This window comes from Acidovorax sp. KPB24-03 (assembly GCF_057546605.1).
Window position 1 is genome coordinate 1 of the sequence record NZ_BAAJYR010000556.1, and the last position, 1,844, is coordinate 1,844.

Annotated in this window: 3 protein-coding genes; 2 read left to right on the forward strand and 1 reads right to left on the reverse strand. The window is 71.4% G+C overall.

What is annotated here, in order from left to right; all coding sequences use genetic code 11:
- A partial coding sequence (locus AC27KI_RS23880) for an ABC transporter permease (RefSeq protein ID WP_487116211.1) occupies nt 1-600 on the forward strand: 600 nt, incomplete at its 5' end.
- Nucleotides 601-607: 7 nt separating this feature from the next.
- Nucleotides 608-1,420, forward strand: a complete 813-nt coding sequence (locus AC27KI_RS23885) for an ABC transporter ATP-binding protein (RefSeq protein WP_487116213.1) — start codon at nt 608-610, stop codon at nt 1,418-1,420.
- A gap of 184 nt (nt 1,421-1,604) precedes the next feature.
- Here the strand turns inward: AC27KI_RS23885 and AC27KI_RS23890 are convergent.
- Nucleotides 1,605-1,844, reverse strand: a 240-nt coding sequence (locus tag AC27KI_RS23890; protein WP_487116215.1) for an ABC transporter permease subunit, incomplete at its 5' end; no start/stop codon positions are given.

The following is a 1,844-nucleotide window of genomic DNA, read 5'->3' on the forward strand; positions in this document are numbered from 1 at the left end:
GCCAGCAGCGCGCGCGTGGCGGCGGGCTTTGCCATCGGCACCGTGCTGGCGATCGCCATCGGCGCGCTGGTCGGGCTCTCGCGCCGGGCCGAAGGGCTGCTGGACCCGACCTTCCAGGCGCTGCGCGCCATTCCGTCGCTGGCCTGGGTGCCGCTGCTGCTGCTGTGGCTGGGCATCGACGAGGCGTCCAAGATCGCGCTGATTGCCATCGGCGCGTTCTTCCCGGTCTACATGGGCGTGGCCTCGGGCTTTCGCGACGTGGACCGCAAGCTGGTCGAGGCTGCCCGCATGTACCGGCTGGGCGCCGTCGCCATGGTGCGCCGCGTGCTGCTGCCGGCCGCCTTGCCGGCGGTGCTGACCGGGCTGCGCAACGGCCTGAGCCTGGCGTGGATGTTCATGGTGGCGGCCGAACTCATCGCCGCCACGCGCGGCCTGGGCTATTTGCTGACCGATGGCCGCGAGATGGGCCGCGCCGACATCGTGCTGGCCGCCATCGTGCTGCTGGCGCTGCTGGGCAAGGTCACCGACACGGGCATGGCCTGGCTGGAAAAGCGCCTGCTGGCCTGGCGCGACACCTATGACAGCACTGCGCGGGACTGAACCAACGATGACTGCATTGCAAGACGCCATCGCTCCAGCGTCTCTCGCTGTGGACGGCCCGCTGCTGCAGGCCCAGGATGCGAAGGGCGGCCCGCTGCTGCAGGCCCGCGTGCGCCGCAAGGCCTATGGCGACAAGCCCGTGCTGCAGAACGTGCCGCTGGACATCGCCCCCGGCGAGGTGGTCAGCCTCGTGGGCGCCAGCGGCTGCGGCAAGAGCACGCTGCTGCGCATCGTCGCGGGGCTGGACACGCAGTACGACGGCCAGGTGCGCCTGGCCGGCGAGCCGCAGCAGGGCATCACGCGTGACATCGGCTTCATCTTCCAGGAGCCGCGCCTGTTCCCCTGGCTCACGGTGGCCGAGAACGTGGCGTTCGATCTGGGCCGCGCCGGGCGGAGTCACCCGCAGGTGCGCGAGCTGCTGGCCGAAGTGGGACTGGCGGGCTTTGAAGACCGCTTGCCGAAGCAGCTGTCCGGCGGCCAGGCGCAGCGCGTGGCCATCGCCCGGGGCCTGTTCACGCGGCCGCGCCTGCTGCTGCTGGACGAGCCCTTTTCCGCCGTCGATGCCTTCACCCGCGCCCGCCTGCAGCAGCTGCTGGCCGAGGTGGCGCGCCGCCACGGCTTGGCGCTGCTGCTGGTCACGCACGACGTGGACGAGGCGCTCCTCCTGAGCGACCGCGTGGTGGTGCTGGAGGCGCGCGCCGGTGCCGAGCTGCAGGTCATCGACAACCCGCTGCCCCGCCCGCGCCGGCGCGAAGACGAATCGCTGGGCGCCCTGCGCGTGCGGGTGCTGGACGCGCTGCGGCACGCCCACGCGTTCTGACGGGTGGGCCGGGGCGCGGCGGCACATCCTGGTACTATATTTTTGATAGCAATATGCCCTAGTGGATCATGCGCTGGAGGCCGATTTGGCTTGTAAACCCCTGGAAGACGGGCTGCTGACGCGCATCCCGTTTCCCAGGGGCGCAGCCAGCGCCACGGCGGCTCCACCGGTCACCCGCCACGGGCTACCGGCTGCGCAGCCAGCGCACCCACCGGTCGCCGCTGAACTGCACCAGCGACACCAGCGCGATCAGCACGGCGATGACGATCAGCATCACCTGCGTGTCGAAGCGCTGGTAGCCGTAGCGGATCGCCAGGTCGCCCAGCCCGCCCGCGCCCACCGCGCCGGCCATGGCGGACGAGCTGATCAGCGCCACCAGCGTGATGGTGAAGCCGCCGACGATGCCGGGCAGCGCCTCGGGCAG

What these genes read in the sequence shown, in the direction of transcription:
- AC27KI_RS23885 (WP_487116213.1), top strand. Translation starts at nt 608, where the DNA reads ATGACTGCATTGCAAGACGCCATCGCTCCAGCGTCTCTCGCTGTGGAC.